23 protein-coding genes and 1 pseudogene are annotated in these 21,157 nt (G+C 26.3%); 19 read left to right on the forward strand and 5 right to left on the reverse strand.

Annotated features, from left to right (window positions below):
- The 3 genes from KJR01_RS01950 to KJR01_RS01960 form a co-directional block, all read right to left on the reverse strand.
- On the reverse strand, positions 1–799 hold a 799-nt coding region (locus KJR01_RS01950), incomplete at its 3' end, for a cache domain-containing protein (RefSeq protein ID WP_214116472.1).
- Positions 800–865: 66 nt separating this feature from the next.
- Positions 866–2,218 (reverse strand): magnesium transporter, encoded by a 1,353-nt coding sequence (locus KJR01_RS01955; RefSeq protein ID WP_214116475.1) that lies wholly within the window; start codon positions 2,216–2,218, stop codon positions 866–868.
- Between the two features lie 3 nt (positions 2,219–2,221).
- Complete coding sequence (locus KJR01_RS01960; protein WP_214116477.1) at positions 2,222–3,394, reverse strand: peptidoglycan DD-metalloendopeptidase family protein; 1,173 nt, start codon at positions 3,392–3,394, stop codon at positions 2,222–2,224.
- A 95-nt stretch (positions 3,395–3,489) separates the two neighbouring features.
- Here KJR01_RS01960 and KJR01_RS01965 point away from each other — a divergent pair, with 95 nt between their 5' ends.
- The 5 genes and pseudogenes from KJR01_RS01965 to KJR01_RS01985 all read left to right on the forward strand — a co-directional run bounded on the left by KJR01_RS01965 (position 3,490) and on the right by KJR01_RS01985 (position 7,398).
- Positions 3,490–4,191, forward strand: a complete 702-nt coding sequence (locus KJR01_RS01965) for a plasminogen-binding N-terminal domain-containing protein (protein ID WP_214116480.1) — start codon at positions 3,490–3,492, stop codon at positions 4,189–4,191.
- A gap of 214 nt (positions 4,192–4,405) precedes the next feature.
- A pseudogene (locus tag KJR01_RS10510) lies at positions 4,406–4,714 on the forward strand (lipoprotein required for motility); the annotation flags it as partial.
- Positions 4,690–5,076 (forward strand): hypothetical protein, encoded by a 387-nt coding sequence (locus KJR01_RS01975; RefSeq protein ID WP_214116482.1) that lies wholly within the window; start codon positions 4,690–4,692, stop codon positions 5,074–5,076. The pseudogene KJR01_RS10510 and the gene KJR01_RS01975, both read left to right, overlap by 25 nt.
- Positions 5,073–6,368: a sigma-54-dependent transcriptional regulator gene (locus tag KJR01_RS01980; protein ID WP_214116484.1), complete on the forward strand. Its 1,296-nt coding sequence runs from the start codon at positions 5,073–5,075 to the stop codon at positions 6,366–6,368. The genes KJR01_RS01975 and KJR01_RS01980 overlap by 4 nt, the downstream gene beginning before the upstream one ends.
- A 1-nt stretch (position 6,369) precedes the next feature.
- Entirely contained in the window at positions 6,370–7,398 is a 1,029-nt protein-coding gene (locus KJR01_RS01985; RefSeq protein WP_214116494.1) for an aspartate-semialdehyde dehydrogenase, read from the forward strand.
- 34 nt (positions 7,399–7,432) lie between these two features.
- Here KJR01_RS01985 and KJR01_RS01990 read toward each other — a convergent pair whose 3' ends face one another.
- Both KJR01_RS01990 and KJR01_RS01995 read right to left on the reverse strand, forming a co-directional pair.
- Entirely contained in the window at positions 7,433–8,614 is a 1,182-nt protein-coding gene (locus tag KJR01_RS01990; RefSeq protein WP_214116496.1) for a hypothetical protein, read from the reverse strand.
- Between the two features lie 2 nt (positions 8,615–8,616).
- Positions 8,617–9,177: a uracil-DNA glycosylase family protein gene (locus KJR01_RS01995; RefSeq protein ID WP_214116498.1), complete on the reverse strand. Its 561-nt coding sequence runs from the start codon at positions 9,175–9,177 to the stop codon at positions 8,617–8,619.
- An 88-nt stretch (positions 9,178–9,265) separates the two neighbouring features.
- Between KJR01_RS01995 and rpmH the strand changes: the two genes are divergently transcribed.
- The 14 genes from rpmH (at position 9,266) to KJR01_RS02065 (ending at position 21,154) form a co-directional block, all read left to right on the forward strand.
- Positions 9,266–9,403, forward strand: coding sequence for a 50S ribosomal protein L34 (rpmH, locus tag KJR01_RS02000; protein WP_214116499.1), 138 nt, complete (start codon positions 9,266–9,268; stop codon positions 9,401–9,403).
- A complete protein-coding gene (rnpA, locus tag KJR01_RS02005) occupies positions 9,391–9,729 on the forward strand; it encodes a ribonuclease P protein component (RefSeq protein ID WP_275592001.1) in 339 nt (112 codons plus the stop codon). Before rpmH ends, rnpA begins: the two co-directional genes overlap by 13 nt.
- 1 nt (position 9,730) lies before the next feature.
- A complete protein-coding gene (gene yidD / locus KJR01_RS02010) occupies positions 9,731–10,063 on the forward strand; it encodes a membrane protein insertion efficiency factor YidD (protein WP_214116501.1) in 333 nt (110 codons plus the stop codon).
- 9 nt (positions 10,064–10,072) lie between these two features.
- Entirely contained in the window at positions 10,073–11,620 is a 1,548-nt protein-coding gene (gene yidC, locus KJR01_RS02015) for a membrane protein insertase YidC (protein ID WP_214116503.1), read from the forward strand.
- Positions 11,607–12,236, forward strand: a complete 630-nt coding sequence (locus KJR01_RS02020) for a Jag N-terminal domain-containing protein (RefSeq protein ID WP_214116505.1) — start codon at positions 11,607–11,609, stop codon at positions 12,234–12,236. Before yidC ends, KJR01_RS02020 begins: the two co-directional genes overlap by 14 nt.
- Complete coding sequence (mnmE, locus tag KJR01_RS02025) at positions 12,233–13,558, forward strand: tRNA uridine-5-carboxymethylaminomethyl(34) synthesis GTPase MnmE (protein ID WP_214116507.1); 1,326 nt, start codon at positions 12,233–12,235, stop codon at positions 13,556–13,558. Before KJR01_RS02020 ends, mnmE begins: the two co-directional genes overlap by 4 nt.
- 221 nt (positions 13,559–13,779) lie before the next feature.
- Entirely contained in the window at positions 13,780–14,268 is a 489-nt protein-coding gene (locus tag KJR01_RS02030) for an RDD family protein (RefSeq protein WP_214116509.1), read from the forward strand.
- Entirely contained in the window at positions 14,261–16,303 is a 2,043-nt protein-coding gene (locus tag KJR01_RS02035; RefSeq protein WP_214116518.1) for an LPS-assembly protein LptD, read from the forward strand. The genes KJR01_RS02030 and KJR01_RS02035 overlap by 8 nt, the downstream gene beginning before the upstream one ends.
- A complete protein-coding gene (locus KJR01_RS02040; RefSeq protein WP_214116520.1) occupies positions 16,293–16,970 on the forward strand; it encodes a sodium:proton antiporter in 678 nt (225 codons plus the stop codon). The genes KJR01_RS02035 and KJR01_RS02040 overlap by 11 nt, the downstream gene beginning before the upstream one ends.
- Positions 16,954–19,047 (forward strand): polyribonucleotide nucleotidyltransferase, encoded by a 2,094-nt coding sequence (locus KJR01_RS02045; RefSeq protein ID WP_214116522.1) that lies wholly within the window; start codon positions 16,954–16,956, stop codon positions 19,045–19,047. The genes KJR01_RS02040 and KJR01_RS02045 overlap by 17 nt, the downstream gene beginning before the upstream one ends.
- On the forward strand, positions 19,040–19,636 hold the full coding sequence (locus KJR01_RS02050; protein ID WP_214116524.1) for a LysE family transporter: 597 nt from the start codon (positions 19,040–19,042) through the stop codon (positions 19,634–19,636). Before KJR01_RS02045 ends, KJR01_RS02050 begins: the two co-directional genes overlap by 8 nt.
- Positions 19,626–20,273: a nitroreductase family protein gene (locus KJR01_RS02055; protein ID WP_214116526.1), complete on the forward strand. Its 648-nt coding sequence runs from the start codon at positions 19,626–19,628 to the stop codon at positions 20,271–20,273. Before KJR01_RS02050 ends, KJR01_RS02055 begins: the two co-directional genes overlap by 11 nt.
- A gap of 10 nt (positions 20,274–20,283) precedes the next feature.
- A complete protein-coding gene (locus tag KJR01_RS02060) occupies positions 20,284–20,583 on the forward strand; it encodes a thiamine-binding protein (RefSeq protein ID WP_214116528.1) in 300 nt (99 codons plus the stop codon).
- Positions 20,584–20,590: 7 nt separating this feature from the next.
- On the forward strand, positions 20,591–21,154 hold the full coding sequence (locus KJR01_RS02065; protein ID WP_239802769.1) for a ComF family protein: 564 nt from the start codon (positions 20,591–20,593) through the stop codon (positions 21,152–21,154).
- Positions 21,155–21,157: the final 3 nt, after the last annotated feature.

Genomic DNA, 21,157 nt, shown 5'->3' on the forward strand with positions numbered 1-21,157 from the left:
GAGCTATTTCATCATTACCTTTATCATCTAGCTTTTTAGTTAAATCTCCATCTCCACTGCTAAGTTCGTTTGATTTAGCTGTTAGATTGTTTAGTGGGCGAGTGATTTGGAATTTTACGAAGATAATCATTAATATTAAAATTATAGCTGCTATAACAACTGCTGCTAATGTAAATTTATAATTTGAGCTACTAATAACTTCATCAATTATTTTACCTACTTCAGCGATTTCTTGATTTGTTATATCCATATCTATTGTGCAACCATAGATAATATCCATATTTTTATCTTTTTTAGTATAGGTAATGATATTTCTATCTTTGTTAGTTACCTTATCAAAGAATGTAACTTCTGTAAAACCACCACCTGCTAAGCCATTCTTAACAAATTTTTCTACATAGCTTTCGCCTTTAATATCTAAATCTGCTTTTAAATTCTTTCCTACTTTTTCTGGTTGATAATGAACTAAATAAGTTCCATCTGAATTAACGGCAAAAAATCTAATATTTGTGCTATCTAAATTCATACCTTGAAGATATTCAATTGTGCTTTCAAGTGCATCTTCAGGTCCATCTCCAGCTTTTACAAAGTCTTTATATAATTTTTCAGAAAAATTATAAAATCCAAATACAATGCTTTTTGCAGCACTTCTAGCATCTTTTACTGCTAATTCTTCTACCGTTTTAGTTGTTACATCGTCAATTTCTTGCATTCCTTTGTTAGAAATAAATATTAGGCTAATGCCTAAGATACACAAACTAATCAGTATACATAACGAAAGTTTTGTTGAAATTTTCATTTTATCTCCTTTTTATTGAAAATTAAATCTTAAATTTAAACATATTTTTGTTAAAAGAAAATTAAATCATAGCAATATTATTTTAGCAAGCAATAAAAAGCTAAAAAATCCTAAAGCATCGGTGGTTGCTGTTAGCAAAACTGCACTACCTAGTGCAGGGTCAAATCCACATTTTTTTAATACCAAAGGTATTAATGAGCCAATTAAACCTGCAAAACCTAAATTTAAAATCATTGATATGAATATCACAAGGCTTAGCATTGGGATTGAAAACCAAAAATACGCAACAGCTCCTAAAACAATGGCAAAAATCGTTGCGTTTGAAAACGAAATAGCAATTTCTCTTAATAATATATGTTTTGAATTCTCATAACTTAATTCGCCTAAAGCAAGTTTTCTAATAGTTACGGCAAGTGCTTGTGAACCAGTATTTCCACCCATTGATGCAACTATTGGCATTAAAGCTGCAAGTGCTACTAACTTTTCTATTGCATCAGAAAACATTGCGATAACATGGGCTGAAATTAACGAAGTAATTAGATTTACAATAAGCCATTTAGCTCTACTTTTAGCTGCTTTTATAGTATTTTCATCTTCGCTATCAATATCTCCAACCCCTGCAAAGTTATACATTTGCTCTGTTGCATAGTCTTGGATTAAGTCGTGTATATCATCATAAGTTATTCTTCCTAATAATTTATTATTATTATCAACTACAGCAATTACACTTAAATCATAGTCTTGAACCATAGAGATAGCATCATTTATAGTGTCGTAATCTCTAATAAAATGTAAATCTTTTGCTAAATCTTCATTTTTATCTAGAATTTGCTGAAAAGTATCTTTAAATTCATATAAAATTAAATCTCCTACATGCAAACTATAAATTAATTTTTCATTTTCATCGGTTATAAAAAGTTGGATTATATGTTCTATTTCTTCGCTTTTTTTAAGCTCTTTATATTTGCTAATAGCACTTTCTAGAGTATCACTAAGTTTTGCGGTAAAAATCTCTGTTTGCATATAAGCACCAGCTTTTTCATCATCGTAGCGTTTTAAGAATAAAATATCATCTTGTTCGTCTTTACTAAGATTTGAAAAAATTCTATTTGCTTTTTCATCATCAATTTCTTCAATGCTTTGCATTAAATCAGTTGCATCATCGCTTTCTAATTCGCCTAATGCTAAAGCTAATTTTTTACTTGAAGATAATTTCAAAACATCGCTTAACATATGTTCAGGCATTAGTGTTGCGATATTTCCTAAGTCTTCATCATCAAGACTTTTGATTATGTTTTCATAAGCTTCATAATCATCATTTTTTATTATTTTTAGGGCTTCTAATAATTCAGCATAGCTAACATCTTTTTCATCTAAAAAATCTTGTATTATTTCAAAAGCTACTGCTGTATTTTTCATATTTTAATTAAGCTCCACAATATTTTCAAAATTCTCTTCTTTTATAGGAGTTATTTTACTTTCTAATATATGCTTAATTTCACTTATATATTCTTTAGTTATTAAATCAAATTTTTGCTTTTCTTTGCCTACTAGACCATCTTTTGCAACTCTAACAACTGTTGCTGGGTTAATTGCTGCATTGTTTTTATACATACCAAAATGTAAGTGCGGCCCTGTGCTAAGACCTGTGGTTCCTACATAGCCAATTACTTGACCTTGTTTTACACTATCTCCTATTTTGTATTTACCAAATTTGCTTAAATGTGCGTATAAAGTCATATAGCCACTTGAATGATTTACTTGAACTACATTTCCATATCCGCCTTTTACTCCTCTAAACATTATTTTTCCAGCACCTGCTGCTTTTACTGGCGTTCCTGTTGGTGCTGCATAATCTATTCCTAGATGGGCTCTATATTTTTTTAAAATAGGATGAAATCTTCCTGGGTTAAATGGAGAACTAATTCTAACATTTCCAACAGGTAATATGAAAGTATATGTTTCTAATTGTTTTCCGTTTTCATCGTAAAAATCATTATCTCCATATTTAAATATATAATAAGGCTTTTTATTGACTTCAATCATAGCTGATTTTATATTTGCATCTCCATAAATTCTACCTAATCTTCTTTTTTGAGAATAAACGATTACTACCCTATCATCTTTTTTCATTCCTGTATAATTAATCGTTCCTGCATATGCTCTAAGCAGAGCGCTTGCTAATCTAGAATTTTGAGTGTTATCTATAATATCTTGATAAACTGATTTATTTATTTTAAATGTTAAACTTGTTTCTTCAACTTTATAAGTAATTGGAGTAAATGTTATAGCATATTTATCTTCTAAATCCTTATATATTTGTATTTGTAAAGTTTCGCTTATTGGTATTAAAATTTGTTCTATATTATCATTTTCATCTCTTAATATTTGATATTTAACCCCAGCTATAATTTCTGCTGTTAGTTCTTTATCTTCTTTATCAAGATTGTGATATATGCTTAATGGAATTTGATTTTTTTGTAAGAAAAATAAAAAACTCTCGCCTCTTTCCCATATTAATTCTTCCATTTTTAATTCTTTTGAGAATAAATTTAAACTTAAAAAAATAGATAAAACTAATATGATTTTTCGCATTATTTTCCTTTAAAATATGATAAAATTTCCAAAATAAGGCAGACATTTTACTTTTTTTTGCTTATAATTTAGTAATTTAATTTTAAAGGGATAATATGTTTAAGAAAACTTTTATTTTAATATGCTTTTCGGTTTTTGCATTTGCTAATCAATTTATAAATGCTGTTATTGATAAGATTGATAATGGCTATGCTTATGCTCATATAGTTGATGCAAAATATGATGAAAATAATTTAAAAAATGGCGCTATTGTTATTAAAGATATCGGAGAATATTCTATAATTGTTGCTAGAGCTAGTTTTGTAAATAATGAGAACAATAATATTAAATTAGAGCTATATACATTTTCTGATTTAAAACAAGATGCTTTACCATTACCTATATTAACTCCACAAATAGGCGATAGAGTAATTTTTAATAATTATATTGAACATACATTATTAATAGCTCCTAGTCAAAAAATATATGATAGTATTAAAAATAAATATAACAATTTTATATATTTTGATACTAATGTTTTAGCAGCGAATTTATACGCTAAAAAACAACTAACTCCAAATAGAAATGATTTAAGAGAATTTTGTAGAACTTGGGCTATTGGTAGTGTGATGGTTGCATTAAAAAATAACTTATATTTATATGAATGTTCTTCTTTAAAGAAAATAGCTGAATTGGATAATAATTTAGAATATAATCAAATTGATGAAATAAATTTTTATTCAAATATTTCTAAACAATTAAGCAAAACAACAGATTATTTTTCATATTATAACAAGCTATTTAAAGAAAAGGAATAATAATTGCTTTGAAGCAATTAAATAATTATTTAAAGGAAAAATCGTGAAAAGATTAGGCACCATCGCTTTAGCTATATTTATTTGTGCTTGTGTTCCACAAAAAAAAGAAACAACAGTTCAAGTAGAAAATAACACTCAAAAAACAGCTTATAAAAAAGCAAGTTATCAAGAGCCTGTTTTAAGTCCTGAAGAAGAAGCAGTAAGACTTATGATTTTTAGTTCGGTAGGAGAGGGAATTCCACCTCAAAACACAGTTTCGCAAGCTCAAGCATTAGCACTTGCAAAAAGAGCAGCATTAGCTGATGCTTATCGTCAATTAGCTGGCAAACTTTATGGGGTTAGAGTAAATTCTAGAGAAAATGTAAAAGATGCAATGCTTAGAAGCTCGTTAATTACAACATATGTTAATGGACTTATTAAAAATGCAAACATTACCGGAGAAGGATTTAAAGATGGTCTTTATACGGTTGAATTAGAACTAAAAATTGATAAATATAAATGGAACGAATTGTTCTCATATTAATTAGCTTTTTAGGATTATTAAACGCTGCAAATCCTGATTATATATTTTGGGCTAGATTAAGTACTACTAATCTAGTCTTAACTAACGAAGAATTTCACTTAAGTAGAGCAATGAGTATTGATAAAAAAGCAAGATATACTTATGTTTGTGAGATTAATGCTACAAAGTCTAATATTTATGATAGTTTAAAAGACCAACAAACAAATTTAATAGATTGTGTTAATAAAGCGATAGTGAGTGAATATGTTGATGTCAATAATTTTAAAGCAAGTATAAAAACTCATTTAAGATTATTGCCAATTTATTTTAAAGCAGAACTTGCTCAAGGTAAAATATTGATTTACACAAAGGATAAGGTATGAAAATAGCCATAGTTGAAGATGATATTAATATGAGAAAATCCTTAGAATTATCATTAAGTGATGATTATGAATTAAAAACTTATAAAAATCCAATTGATGCTTTAAAAGAATTAGATGATAGTTTTGACTTAATAATAAGTGATATTAATATGCCTAAAATGGACGGACTTGAGTTTGTAAAAACAGCTTTAGAACAAAAAATTAGTGCTGAGTTTATAATTATTACAGGAAATGCTACTTTAAATAAAGCAATTGAAGCACTAAGACTTGGAGTAAAAGATTTTTTAACAAAGCCATTTGATTTGGATAAATTATATGAAGCAATAAATAGAGCAAAAATTATTAGGGAAAAAAAAGCTAATAAAATTAAAAAAGAAATTCCAGTAAAACAAAATGGATTTTTAGGTTCATCAAAAGAACTTGAGAATTTAAAAACAATAGCTTTAAAAGCAGCTAAAACAAATGTCAGTGTATTTTTAAGCGGTGAAAGTGGAGTTGGTAAAGAAGTATTTGCAAAATTTATTCACGAAAATAGTAAAAGAGCAAATAAGCCTTTTATAGCTATTAATATGGCTGCTATTCCTGAAAATTTAATAGAGAGTGAATTGTTTGGATATGAAAAAGGAGCTTTTACAGATGCTAATTCTAATAAATTAGGCTTATTTGAGTTAGCTAATGAAGGCACTTTATTTCTTGATGAAATAGGCGAAATGAGTGCTAGTATTCAAGCTAAGTTATTAAGAGTTTTACAAGAAAAAACTATACAAAGATTAGGTGGTACAAAATTAATTAATATAGATGTAAGAATTATAAGTGCTAGTAATATAAACATACAAGATAATATTAAAAATAATAAATTTAGAGCAGATTTATTTTATAGATTAAATACAATTATGCTAGATATTTTGCCTTTAAGACAAAGAAAAGATGAAATAATAGAAATTGCTAATGCTACTTTAAATAGAATTTGTAATGAGTATGATTTAGGGGAAAAAACTTTTAGCAAAGAAGCTATAAAAGTATTAAATGATTATAATTATCCTGGAAATATAAGAGAATTGATTTCTATTGTTGAAAGTGCTGCAATTTTAAGTGATGACAATATAGTAAAAGATAGTGATTTAAGGCTTAATTTTACTAATAATAATAAAAATAATATAAATGACTTAGAATTTGAATTAATTAAAGAAGCTTTAAAGCAAGAAAAGGATATAAAAGCAGCTTCTAAATTAATTTCAATGAGTGAAAAAGTTTTTAGAGAAAAAATGCAAAAATACAATTTAGGAGAGTGAAATGAAAAATATTGCAATCATTGGTGCAACAGGTGCTGTAGGCGAAGAAATATTAAATGTATTAAATGAATACAATTTTCCAGTAAAAGAACTAAGATTATTAGCTAGTAAAAATAGTGCTGGTAAAGAGATTGTATGGCGTGATGAAACTTATGTTATAGAAGAATTAGATGAGCATAGTTTTGATGAAGAAGATGTTGATATAGCATTCTTTTGTGCGGGTGGAAGTATAAGTGAAAAATATGCAAAAATTGCAGCAAATAAAGGTGCTTTGGTTATTGATAATACAAGTTATTTTAGAATGATGAATGATGTGCCTTTAATAGTGCCTGAATGTAATCCTGGTGATTTTGAAAAACATAAAGGAATAATTGCAAATCCAAATTGCTCAACCATTCAAATGGTGCAAGTATTAAAACCACTTGATGATGTATTTGATATAGAAAGAGTTGATGTTAGCACTTATCAAGCGGCAAGTGGAGCAGGGAATTTAGGTATGAGTGAGCTTATGGAAGGTCTTCAAAAAGTATTTGCTTTTGAAGAAATTAAACCATCAAAATTTACTTATCAACTAGCATTAAATCTAATTCCTCAAATTGATGTATTTACTGATAGTGGCTATACAAAAGAAGAGCTAAAAATGGTAAATGAAACTCAAAAAATTATGAATAAAAAAATGCAAATTAGTGCTACTTGCGTTAGAGTGCCAGTGCTTAGAAGTCATAGCGAAAGTATTACAATTACTTTTAAAAATAATGTAGATTTAACAAAAGTAAGAGAGATTTTAAGTAAAGCTCCAAGCGTTGTATTGATGGATAATCCAAACACAAAAGCACATAATGAAGATAGTGAAAATGAAGAATTACGCTATCCAATGCCTTTATTTACAAGCAATACAAATGAAACTTATGTTGGTAGAATTAGAGTTGATTTAAATAACCCTAAGATTTTACATTTATGGTGTGTAGCTGATCAAATTCGTGTTGGAGCAGCAACTAACGCAGTAAGAATTGCTTTATTATCTTTATAAAATTACTTAAAACTAAGAATTTAAATTCTTAGTTTTATTTTTGTTCGCTAAATTTTGATTGTTTAGCATTCATAATTCTTACATTAAAATGTATTGAATTACCTATAAAATTATCTTTAAATAATCTATCTTTTTTGTTTGAATATAGCTCGTGATAGTAGTAATCTAATCCAACGCTAGTTGAATAAGCTATCCAGTTATAAGCTATTTTTTGCCCTAATAAATCATTTATATACTCTATTTCTTCATCAATTTCGCCTATTGAATTAGCAAAATAAAACATAGACCTTTCGTTTTCTTGGCTTAGGTTTAAAAACATTGGATGATAATTAATTTGAGTGCTTAAATATTTATTTGGTCTAATACTTAAAGCTCTTATTTGTGTTGCCAAAAGAGTTGTTTTTACTAATGGTATATTAAAAAATACGCTAGAATTATTTAATTTCCAAGCATCACTTAAAGCCGAATTTACATTTAGATTTTTCTTTTCAATAGTTTTAAGAGAAATTATATTGCTTTGTTCTCTTATATTATCAGTTATTTTACTTGCTAGTAAGCTATCATCTTTAAATACAGCTATTTTATTATTTGAAATATTTATTAGTTTTGCAACTTGCTCTTGATAATCTATGCTACCAAATGTAAAATTAGAATTTACATTATCAAAATCACTAGATTTTGCCAATGGATTAAATACTGCAATATTTGTAATACTTTTGTTTAATACATTAATGCCGTTTTTTTGAAATCCTGTAATAATTAGTGAATAATCGTGTAATTGGCTTATGATAGGAGCTATATTAGCTTCACTTTCATCTCCTGTAAAATATACTTTCATATATACATTATCATTTTGTTTCATAAGATATGCAAGTGCAGGAGAAATTATATTACTAGAATAAGATTTTACAACTTTTTCTGGTATAACTAAAGCTATTTTAATTGTGTTTAATTGTTGTTTTTTAGGTAAATCAATATATTCAATTCCATTAAGAAGTTTTACATAAATGTTATTTAGTTTTTCATCATTAGAATTAAATCTTGTTATATAGCTTATATAAAGACCTTTGTATAATAAGTCTTTTAGACATTCATCAGAGCATTTTTCTTTTTCGTAATTAACATAAAAAACCTTTGCTGGCTCAATTTTGACTAATTCTTGTTTGGCAGCAATAAGATTTGAGCATATTAACATTGTTGTTAATAATTTTTTCATAATTATTCCTTTATTTTTTTTAAGTTATTTATAAAATCATTTTCATAACTTGGGTTTTTTTTAATAAAGCTAAAGCTGTAATTTAGCAAAACTTTTCTTTTTTTACCATAAAAGTCATAAAAAATAATATCTCCAATATTAAAATTTGATAATTGTAATATATTTTTTAAATTTTCTCCTAATAAAATTATAATATTTGCTTCACTTTCTAAAAGTTCATTTAAAAAATACTGATAGCACTTTAAAATATTTTCTTGTTTATATTGATTTGAGCATTTTACTATATTTGTAATATATACATTATTTAAATTAAGATTTAAATTCTTGCTTAAAATACTATTAAAATATTCAGCATCATTGTCATTAAAACCAATATCGCTTAGTATGAAAATATTTGATTTAATTACTTTATTTGTATAAAAATTATTTTTACTTTTGTATAAATTGCATAATTTGCAATTTTTTATATCTTTTATATTGTAGTTTTTATTAACGCTTAACTTATCGTTGTAAAAGGAAAATCCGAATAATTTTAAGTAATGTAAATATGTATTTTTATCCATAAAATTTATTTTATATCAAAAATACTTAAAAATAATTAAGTTATTTGTGATAGAATATGCGTTTAATTTTTTTATTTAAGGAAGAAAAATGCCAAAAAGAACTTATCAACCACACAATACACCTCGCAAGAGAACTCACGGATTTCGTGTAAGAATGAAGACTAAAAATGGTCGTAAAGTAATCAATGCAAGACGCGCAAAAGGTAGAAGAAGATTAGCAATCTAAAGGAATTTTCTAGCATAAATGATTCTAAAGATTTTGCTAGACTTTATAAAATTGGTTCAAAATGGTTTGCTAAAAACTGCGTTATTTATCACGAACCAAGCGAAGTTAAAAAAATTGCAGTAATCGCAAGTAAAAAAGTAGGATGTGCTGTTGTAAGAAATAGAACTAAAAGATTAATAAGAGCTATTTTTTTACAACTTTATCCAAATATAAGTAGCGGTTATTACATATTTGTAGCAAAAAAAGGTTTTAGTGATTTAGGTTATTTTGAATTAGAAAAGAATATTAAGTGGAGTCTTAAAAGGTTGGGGTGTTTAAAGGAATAAAATGTTTAGGTATTTAGCTGTTAAATTAGTTGAATTTTATAGATATTTTTTAAGTCCTTTAAAGCCTAAATCTTGTAGATATTATCCAACTTGCTCTCAATATGCGATTATTCAACTTCAATATAATAATTTTTTTAAAGCACTTTTTTTAACAGCTTTAAGAATTTTAAAATGTAATCAATTATTTGTAGGTGGTTTTGATTATCCTATAATTAAAATTAAACATAAACCTATTATGCTTTTTACACATCAAAATAAGATAAAAAAACTTAAAATGATTTTTGTTCCAAAAGATAAACAATTTTATTATATAGTAAAAGTAATATTCAAATAAAGGAAAAATATGTTTGATAATATGTCTCAACAAAAAAGGATTATAATTGCTGTAGTTTTATCTATGGTTTTTTTTATAGGTTATGATTTTTTAATCCCTAAACCAGTTGTTACTAATACTCAACAAATTCAAAAGCAAGAAGTTAGTAATATACAAACAAAAACTCAAAATATCGGAGATATTAAAGCAATAAAAACAAATAATATTATTGCTAGTGTTAATAATGAGCATTTTGATGTTCAAATCAATGAAAATGGAGAAATTAGTAGTTTTATTTTAAAAGATGAAAGATTTTTAAATGAAACAAATGAAGCTATTAATTTAGTTGATAAAAATACTACTTTATATCCTTTATCTATGGTTTTTTATGATAGTGAATTTAATAAAGAATTTAACAATACAACTTTTAAAGCAAATAAAAGTAGTGTAAATATTGGTGAAGAGCTAGTTTTAAGTAAAGATGTAAATGGTGTAATTGTTAATAAAATTATAACATTCAAAGAAAATGGTTTTTATCAAGTAAAAATTACTTTTAGCGATAATAAATTAAGAGATTATGTTATTACTCCAGGTGAGCGTCCGAATGTTTTAGCAGATACTTTAACAGTTCATGGTGCTATGATTTACAAAAATGATGATACTAAAGTAGATTATGAAGATGGAGATATAAAATCAAATGATGAAAGAGTTGAAACTGATTCTATAATAGCTGCATTTTCTGATAGATACTACACAAGCACATTTTATAATTTTGAAAAGCCATTTAAGGTAGTTGTTAAAAATCACAAAGATTTATCAGTTGGTTATGTTGTAGCTAGCGGCAATGATACATTTAATGCTTATATTGGTCCAAAAGAGCATAAAATTTTAGAAGCTGTTAATGAAAAACTTACAAATGTGGTTGAATATGGTTGGTTTACTTTTATTGCTAAACCAATGTTTGTATTTTTAAGTTTTATATATTCACATGTAGGCAATTGGGGTTGGTCTATTGTTATTCTTACGATAGTTGTTAGAATTTGTCTTACATATCCAACTTATAAAAGTATGGTTTCTATGCAAAAATTAAAAGTTTTAGCTCCAAAAATTAAAGAAATTCAAGAAAAATATAAAGGTAATCCACAAAAAATGCAAATGCATATGATGGAGCTTTATAAAAAACATAAGGCAAATCCATTAGGCGGATGTTTACCAATATTAATTCAAATTCCAATATTTTTTGCAATTTATAGGGTATTATTAAATGCTATTGAACTTAAGGCTGCTCCTTGGGCTTTATGGATTAATGACTTAGCAATACATGATCCTTATTATATTTTACCAATTTATATGGGTGCTACTATGTTTTTACAACAAGTTATAACTCCTATGACTATACAAGACCCTACACAAGCTAAGATTATGAAATTCTTACCTTTAGTATTTGTGATATTTTTTATAAATTTCCCAGCAGGTCTTACATTGTATTGGTGTGTAAATAATACATTTTCACTAGCTCAACAATGGTTTGTAAATAAAATTTTTGCTAATAAAGAAGGAAAAAATGCAAATAGTTGATAAAACACTAGAAGGTGCTATTGATAGAGCAATTAAGGAAACTAATTGCTCTATTAGAGAATTAGAGTATGAAATAATTCAATTGCCAAAAGCTGGTTTTTTAGGTTTTTTTAAAAAAGATGCAATAATTGAAGTAAAAGTTAAGAAAAAAATTGAAATTAATATTATTGAAGATATTGCAAAAGATTTAAAAAATTTATTTTGTAGTGAATATTTTGATGTAAGAGATGTTGTGGTAACTCCAGCTAATGAAAATAGTGTAAATGTAGAATTTATTGCAAATTCTTATGAAAGTTTAATAGGAAAAGACGCACATAAATACAAAGCACTAGATACTATTGTAAATCATCTAATAAACATTAAATACAATCTTCACGCAAGAGTTGAGATTTGTGGTGTTCTTGCTAAATTAAGAGAAAATCTTGAAAAGCATTTAAGCGAAGTAAAGACAAAAATTGATGAAGTAGGTAAGGCCCAAACAAGACCATTAGAAACAAGTTTATTAAATCTAGTATATGAAGAATTACTAAAAGAATTTTCTCATAAAAATATAGTTATAAAAGATAGTTCTTTAGGAAGATACATTGCAATTTATGGAGAATTTAAAAAACAATGAATAGCACAATAGTAGCGCTTGCTAGTGCTAGTGGAAATGGTGCTATTAGTATTATTAGATTAAGTGGGGAAAAAGCTTTAGAAATAGCATCAAAATTATTAAGTCAAAAAAACGCAGAAAAATTAAAAAATAATCCCCGCTATGCTCACTTTTTTAAACTATTTTACGAAAATGAATTTGTTGATGAAGGCATTATAATTTATTTTAAAGCCCCTTTTTCTTTTACTGGTGAAGATTGCGTAGAGTTTCAAATTCATGGCGGTTTTACAAACGCACAAAATATACTTATGATTTTAAATAAATTAGGTGCTAGATTTGCAAGAGCAGGGGAATTTAGCAAAAGAGCTTGCTTAAACAATAAAATGAGTTTAGAAAAAGCACTTTTAATAAATGAATTAATTGTTGCAAAGAGTGAAAATGCAAGAAAAATAATATCTAAGAATATAGATGGAGCTTTTAAAGAATTAATCACTAACACTCAAGATGAGTTAATTAAAACTTTAGCTTATTTAGAAACTGCAATTGATTATGCTGATGATGATTTGCCTGAAGATATTTTAGAAAATGCTAAAACAAAACTACTTAATAATGCTAAAGAATTAGAAACAATTGCAATTAGAAGCGAGAAAAAAAGAGGCTTAATAGAAGGATTTAACCTAGCAATTATTGGAAAACCAAATGTAGGTAAAAGCTCTTTATTAAATGCTTTATTATCATTTAATAGAGCAATAGTTAGTGATATTGCAGGAACTACAAGAGATAGTATTGAAGAGTATTTAAACTATCACGGACATTTAATAAAATTAGTTGATACTGCAGGAATTAGACAAAGTGATGATTTAATAGAAGAATTAGGCATTAAAAGAAGCTATGAGGCTATTAATAAAGCTGATATAGTATTGTTTTTAATTGATTCATCAAAAGAATGCTTAGAAGATGAATTAAAGCTTTTAGAATACATTAAAAATAGTGGTAAAAAATATTTTATAGTTCAAAATAAAAGCGACTTAGCTCAAGTAAATACTTTAGAAGGTATTAAAATATCAGCATTAAATAATGATATAAAAGCTTTAGAATTTGAATTAAAAAATTATTTAAATTCTCAATTAGACAATGAATTGGTTTTAACAAATACTGATTTAATAAGTGCGTTTTATAGTGCTAGTGAGAATATTTATTTAGCTATAGATAATTTTAATGAGCTTGAAATTTGTGCTTATTATTTAAATGAAAGTTTAAATAAACTATCTCTTTTTGGTAAAAAAACAGGAAGCGATGAATTGTTTGATGCAATGTTTTCTGAGTTTTGCTTGGGTAAGTAAAAATTCATTAAGCTTTTTATGTAAAATTACACTACCCTAGACAACGCGGGTTTAATATATTCGGTCTAACAGATTTTTTTATGTGATTAAGTTTAAGCAACCGTGTTCTGTGATGCAAGTAATTGTGAATTGCAGCCTTTAATGCTTTTCTTCCACTATTTTTTAGGTTACAAGACCTTGAAATTTAACGCTTGTTTGGGGATTTATGTTTAGGGTTTTAAATGGATGATAAAATATTAGAAAAGCTTGAAAAAGAAGATAAACAACTAGCTGATATTGTTGCTAGGTTTATTGCTTTTGTGGCTGATTTTATAATTTGCTATATTCTTATCTTTATTTTAATGATATATTTTATAAATGATGAAGAAATAATTAAAATAAGAACCTTAATAAATAACGAAGATTATATCAATTTAAATATATTGTTATTTCGCTATGTAAAAGCATATTTTATTATTAAATTCTTTTATGTTCTTATATTTTTTTATATGTATGGTGCAACTTTTGGTAATATGATTACAAAGACAAAAATTGTAAATTGCGAACATTTTGATACTCCTAATTTTACAGAATCTTTAAATAGAGCTTTAGTGTTTGTATTTTGTGAATTTTTTATAAATGGGGTATTGTTTGTATCTATATTTTTTAATAAGACAAGAAGAAATTTTGCTGATATTGCCAGCAAATCTATGGTGATTAAAGTTGATTAAAAAAATATCTTATTTGATATTGCTTATTGGCTTACTTTATTCAAATCAAATTGAAATTCAATCAGATGAGTTTATAAAAAAAGATAATTACATAATCTCAAATAAAGATATATTGTTGTTTAAAGAAAATTATTTTGCAAGAGCAAATAGTGGTAAATATAATCAAGATACAAAAGAGTTAGAATTATTTGGAGATGTATTTTTAATAAACAATAATCAAACTACTATATCAAATTATGCAAAAATTAATTTAGGTAATTCTTGTGCAAATTTTGATAATTTTTTTATAAGCGATTCTTTTATTGAAGTATGGTTAAAAAGTAAGAATAGTTCTTATATAAATGGTGATTTTATTGTAAAAAATGCAAGTGTTAGTTCTTGTGATGTTGCAAATCCTGAATGGAGTATTGATTTTAAGGAAGGTATTTATAATACTAAAACTCAAGATTTAGTATTAAAAGGTATGGTTTTAAGATTTAAAAATATACCAATTTTTTATATGCCATATTTTGCTATTAATACAGATGATAGTAGAAAAACTGGTTTTTTGGTTCCTAAATTATCAATAAAAAGCAAAGAAGCTATTCATTATGAGCAACCATTTTTTTGGGCGATTAATCATAGAATGGATTTAGAATTAAGACCACAAATTAGAACAAATAGGGGCTATGGAATTTATTCTAATTTTCGTTTTGTTGATAGCCCTTATTCTAAAGGAAATATAGGAGTTGGGTATTTTAAAGAATTTAATAGCTATTTAAATAAAGAAGAATTGAAATTCGGCGAGCATTATGGATTTAATATGCACTATGAAAGAGATAAAATCTTTAATACAAATAACAAAAATCAAGAAGGATTATATTTAGACTTTTTAAGAATTAGTGATATTGATTATTTGAATTTATCTAGTTTTTTAGATAATAATGATGAAGCCATAATAACTTCAAAATTTAATTATTTTTATACAGATAATAAAGATTATTTCGGTTTATATGCTAAATATTATCAAGACACTTCAAGTATTAATCAAGATTATACTTTACAAGAAATTCCAAATCTACATTATCATAGATTTTATGATACTTTATTTGATAATCATATTAATTATAAAGCAGATTTTTCATATAGCAATTTTTATAGAAGAGAAGGTAGCACATTAAATAGATTTCATTTTTATGTTCCAATTGAGTTTAATAAAAGCTTATTTGATGATTATATTAACTTTGTTTTAAATGAAGAATTTGAATTAGGACTTAACTTTTATAATAATTATAGTAGAAGAGATGATTATAATTTTAATTCTACTCATAGTGCTTTTATATATACTAATTTATTTAGAAAGTATGATTATATATTGCATAATATTAATTTTGGTTTTGGTGCTAGTCTTAGGACTGGTTCAAAAGAAATAGAAAATGAATTTTTCATACCAAATACTTATGATGATTTAACCTTTAACATTGAGTTATCTCAAATAATTTTTAGCGATAATGATAAAAAACTTAAGCATTCTTTAACGCTTAGGACAGAAGATTCTAAGTTTAATATTTTAAGCAATCAGCTTAAGTATTATTTTAATAATAATTTTAATATTAATAATACTACGGAGTATTCGTTTAAAAATTCTAATATTGATAGATTTTTTATAGAAGGCGTATATACAACCCAGCCATTTAAAATAAGTTCTGGATTTTATTATAATAAAATTGATGAGCTTCTTATGAAAAATAAGCCTTATGATAGATTTTTAACTAGTAAATTTCAATATGAATTTATGCCTTATAACATAATATATTCTCAAGCTTGGTTTAATTTAAATAGCAAGAAATTTGAAAACTATAGTATAGGTTTTACTCATAAAAAAAGATGTATAAATTATTCTTTAGAATTTAAAGAAAGCACAACAGCTAAACTTACTCAAATGGGTGTAAAATCTGTAAGAGATAGGGGAGTTTATTTGAAATTCAATCTTTATCCAATAGGCGGTGTAAGATATAATTTTGCTTTAAGAGGTGATGATACTTATGATTTTTGACAATCCTTTACAAGCTGCTAATAAATTTAGTGAAAAATTATTGCAATATAAAGAATTAGAAGGACATATAATTATAGGAAATAGTATTAAAAATATTCCTTTTATTGAGACTATTGCAAGTGAACTTAATTTATATTATGATATGCTTTTTAACAAAGGCATATATGCCCCAAATAATGAATGTCAGATAGCAAAAATTAGTGAAACAAGAGATATAGTATGTATTCAAGAATTAATTGAAGCTTTTTCCATAACTCAAGAATATATTTTATCAATGAGCACTGTGCTTTATGATGAATCAATTATGGGTAAAATTGCAAAATATAGAAAGTCTTTACCACTTAGCAATCTTAAAGGTAAGGATATTTTATTGTTAGACCAAGGTTCAAACAGCGGTTTAACTATTAATGTATGTCATAAAAGTTTATTGGGTTTAGGCGTTAGAAGTATAAAATATGCAAGTGCTTTAGTAGCTGCTGATGCTTATAATTATTATAATGATTTATTTGATAAAGTTTATTATTTAGAAAAAATAGAACATTTTATAGATAAAGATTATTACTACAAGCAACCACTTGAAATATCAAGTGAATATGCGTGTGAGATTTTAGAAACGAGCAATTATTATTTGCCATATCAAAAGGAGATAAATGAAAAAAATAATTAAGATTAACGATAAAGAATTAGTATTTGAACTTGATTTAGTTGCCAAACAAGCAAATGCAAGTGTTTTAATGACTTGTGGTAAAACGGTTATGTTAGCAAGTGTTGCTAGAGAAGATGAGTGTGTTAGTGAAGATTTTTTACCATTAACCGTTAGCTATGTAGAAAAAACTTATGCAGCAGGTAAAATTCCAGGCGGTTTTGTGAAAAGAGAAACAAAACCAAGTGATTATGAGACTTTAACTTCAAGAATAATTGATAGAACATTACGCCCATTATTTCCTAAGGGTTATTTACATCCAACTCATATCGTTGTTATGCTTCTTTCGGTTGAAGAAAATGTTGATATTCAGCCACTTGCACTTTATGCAGCAAGTGCAGCTTTATTTTTAAGTGATATTGAAATTGTATATCCAGCAGTTGGGGTTAGGGTTGCTAAGGATGAAAATGGTTTTGTTCTAAATCCTGATTTAAATTCTTTAGAACTTTCAAGTCTTGATTTGTTTGTAAGTGGTCTTAAAGATGAATTATTAATGATAGAAATGAAAGCAAATGAGACTAATAATTCAATGAATGAGATGAGTGAGAGTGAGTTATTACAAGCTTTAGAATTTGCAAAAGGTAGTATTTTAAATATAAGTAATGATTTTTATAATACTTTTAAAGAATATAAAAAATCTTATGAGTTTAATTACAAAGCTGATAGTGAAAATCTAGCAGTATATGAATATTTAGAAAAAAACTATTTAGAAGATATAAAATTTGCAATTAATAAAATGGCTAAAAGCGAAAGGGCAAGTGAGCTTAAAGCTATTGCAAAAAAAGTTGTTTTAGATGAAGAATTTATAAATAATAATTGGAGTGAAGCTGAACTTGATTATGAATTAAATCGTATTAAAAAACATATAGTAAGAAAGCAAATCTTAAAAGAAAGAAGAAGAGCTGATGGGAGAGCTTTAGATGAGGTTCGTCCTATTAGTATATTGACTAATATTTTACCAAATGCGCACGGCTCTTGTTTATTTACAAGGGGTCAAACTCAAGCATTAGTGGTTTGTACTTTAGGTAGCGACAATGACGCTCAAGCGATTGAATTATTAAATAATAAATCAACTACCTATGAAAGATTTATGTTTAATTATAATTTTCCTGGTTTTTGTGTAGGCGAAGCAAGTCCTTTAAAAGCACCTTCAAGAAGAGAATTAGGACACGGAAATCTAGCAAAAAGAGCTTTAAGTTCTTCAGTTAGTAAAGATTATGCTCACACTATTAGAATAGTTTCAGAAATATTAGAAAGTAATGGAAGTAGCTCAATGGCTAGTGTTTGTGGTGGCTCATTAGCTCTTCGTGCTGCAGCAGTGCCTAGTAAAAAACTAGTAGCTGGAGTTGCTATGGGGCTTATAATTGAAGATAGTGAATATGCTGTATTAACTGATATTATGGGCTTAGAAGATCACGATGGGGATATGGATTTTAAAGTAGCAGGTAGTGTTGATGGAATAACTGCTATGCAAATGGATATAAAATTAGGTGGGGTTAGCACTGAAATATTAACCCAAGCTTTAGAAGCTGCTAGAAAAGGAAGAATTCATATTCTTAATTTAATGGAAGAAGCAAATTCTAAGATTGTTATTAATGAAGAAATTTTACCTAAATTAGAAATATTTAGCGTAAGTGCTAATGATATTCCAGAAATTATTGGTCAAGGTGGTAAAACTATTAAAGAAATCATAGATAAATTTGGCGTTAGCATAGATTTAGATAGAGATAAAAATGAAGTAAAAATTAGTGGAAAATTAGTAAAAGAAGCTAAAGAATATATATTAAATGAAGTGTTAAAACCAAAATCTAAAGGCAAAAAACAAGCTCCTAAAGTAGAATTTGAAATAGGAACTAGATTTAGTGGAGTTGTTAAAAAAGTAGCTAATTTTGGAGTATTTGTAACCTTACAAGACGGCATTGATGGATTATTACATTCTAATAAAATTAAGGGCAAAAGCTTTAATGAGGGCGAAACGCTAGAAGTAATAGTTAGTGAAATTAAAGATGGAAAAGTAGGACTTAGTTTAGCAGATGAATGATTTATTTGATGGGATATTATTAGGACTTGGAGTTTGCGTTCCTTTTGGTCCTGTTAATATTCTAATTTTAAGTTATGCACTAAAATCTTTTAAGAATGCTTTTGCTTTAGGTTTTGGTGCTTTTGTCGCTGATTTACTTTATTTATCATTATTAAGCTTTAGCGTTTTAGAATTTATTAAAAATGATTTATTTTTAAATATTTTAAGTATTTTTGGCTTTATATTTTTAAGTTATTTAGCATTTTTAATGCTAAAGCCAGTAAAAGATATAAATCTTCATAAGAATTTAGAAAATACAAATATATTTAGTAATTTTATTAAAGGATTTTTACTAAATCTAGCAAATCCTTATGTAATCACATTTTGGCTTAGCGTTGCAACTATGCTAAGCACTAAACAAAATCCTATATATTTATTTTTAGGACTTAGCGTTAGCATACTTATTTGGATATTTTCGCTTTCGTTTTTTGTATATAAATATACAAATTTATTTAGTCTAAAAGTGCTAAAGATTATTAATATAATTTCTGCTTTTATTTTAGAATATTTTGCGATTATGCTTGTTTTAAGGAGATTTTATGACTTTTAAGGAATGTTTGGATAATAGATTTTCTTGTAGAGATTTTCTTGACTATGAATTAAGTAAAGATGAATTAATTAATATAGTAGAACTTGCAAAATTAAGCCCTAGTGCAACAAATATGCAACCAGCAAAACTAAGCTTTTTTAGTGGTAAAAGTCTTGCTAAATTAAGCGATGATTTATTAAATGCTGTAAAAAATAATTTAAAAAGCCAAGATATAAAATTATATCCTGATATTTGGTTTGAGCCTTATAAGAGCAGAAGATTTCAGACAGGAATTAAGCTTTATGAAGCACTTAATATAAAGCGAGATGAGAAAGAAAAAAGGCTAGAGCAATGGCATAAGAATTTTAAATTCTTTAATGCTAAAAATCTAGCAATTTTACATATTGATAATGGTTTAAACGAAGGCTCTTTGTTAGATTGTGGTATTTTTCTAGCTAATTTTTTAAATGCGGCTACATATTTAGGATTTAGCACTTGTGTTTTAGGTAGTATTGCTGAATATTGCGATACTATTAGAGAAAATGGGGTTGAAGGCAAAATCATATGTGGCATTGCAATAGGTAAAAAAAGTAGCGATAATGTAAATGATTTTAAAACTACTAGAGCAAGTAATGAAGAAATAATTAAATTTATTTAAAGGAGAAAAAATGAGTGTTACAATGGATTTTTGTATTTTTTCTATGAGCGATGATAGTAAAAGTGAAGAAATAGCACCAATTATTGAGTATTTAAGAAAGAAAAATATAAAACACAAATTAGGTGCAATGGGAACTAGCGTAGAAACTGATGATTTAAAAAGTGCTTTAAAAATTTTAAATAAAGCAAATAAATTAATTAATAAAGATAGAGTTTATTTAGTAGCCAAATTTGACATTCACAAAAGTAGAAATGATAATCTAAAATATAAGGTAAAATCGGTTAAAAAGCGTCTAAAAGATAAAGAATAAAATCTTTATGCTATGTTATAATTGCTCTAAGCCTACATTTAAGATTTTTTGTAAAACTTGTGAAAAAGAATTTAAATTACTTGAATGTAAAAGAAGAATTTTAGATGATGGTTTAGAAGTAATTAGCTTTTATAAATATTCTAAAATTAAAAAACTATTAAATCACAAGCATTTTATTAGTGGATATTTTATATTAAATAAACTCGCATCTTATTCTTATAAAAGATTTCATTTTGATAATGAATTAGCTTATGCTATAGGCTTAGATGATGATTGCTCTAGCGGATATTCTCATACAGCAATACTTATTAAAAATATGAAATCAAAAAATATTATTCCATTATATAACGCAATTAAAGCAAAAAATAAGATTATTTATAAAGGTAAAAGCCTTTCATTTAGAAAGAAAAATAAAAGAAAATATGAATTGCAAAAGACCTTGGATTTACCTGTAATTTTAGTAGATGATATTATCACTTCAGGCGAGTCTTTAAAACAAGCAAATTTAGTGCTTAAAAAAGCTAAAATTAAGGTTCTTTTTGCGGTCGTATTAGCCGATGCGAAAGTTTAGTTT

It is taken from the genome of Campylobacter sp. 2018MI10, from assembly GCF_018501175.1.
GTDB lineage: Bacteria > Campylobacterota > Campylobacteria > Campylobacterales > Campylobacteraceae > Campylobacter_E.